The sequence below is a fragment of the Sulfobacillus harzensis genome (assembly GCF_012933365.1).
GTDB lineage: Bacteria > Bacillota > Sulfobacillia > Sulfobacillales > Sulfobacillaceae > Sulfobacillus_B > Sulfobacillus_B harzensis.
In genome coordinates this window covers 1-569 of the sequence record NZ_JABBVZ010000331.1, presented here as the reverse complement: position 1 = coordinate 569, position 569 = coordinate 1, and the positions used below count along the sequence as shown (strand labels likewise).

Below are 569 nucleotides of genomic sequence, written 5' to 3'. Positions count from 1 at the left end.
ATTCGTCAAAGTCAGGTTGACTGAAATGATAGAGCAGACGACTAACCCTTGACGACCGCAGTGGGACATTAGGCCATCCCGAAAGGGAAATGGCAAAGCAGAGCGAACCGACATCGGTTCGTCTTGCCCTTTTTCGCACGATATTATGTGTGGTGACCGGCGCCGGGCCGTCTCAGGCGCCAACCACCCGAAGGGCCTGATCTCGGTCAGCGTTATATTGACGCGTCGCCTGAGCCAAATTGGGATGGCCGTGGAGGCGGAGTAAGCTCACAACCAAATTGCGCAGGGTCGCCATCACACGCGGACCGTGACCGGTCCGAATTTGGGATCGATCTTCGTCGAACACCACATCGCGAACCCAATGGACTTTGTTTTCGATGCCCCAATGCCCTTGCACGAAGTGCAAGAGATCGTCCGGCGGGGCTTCTTCCGGCAAACAACTCGTGATGCCATAGGCGTACTCGTGTCGGACAGGCTGGCCGGCCAGGTCGGTCGTCGTGCGTTCGATCCGAAAACACTGTTCGACGCGAGGAAACCACCGGTCGCCGCGCAATGCCGTGCTGACCCAT

General features: G+C 57.8%; 1 protein-coding gene. It reads right to left on the bottom strand.

Annotated features, from left to right (window positions below):
- Positions 1-172 precede the first annotated feature (172 nt).
- The coding region (locus HIJ39_RS23350) for a transposase (RefSeq protein ID WP_169103401.1) at positions 173-569 on the bottom strand (397 nt) is incomplete at its 5' end.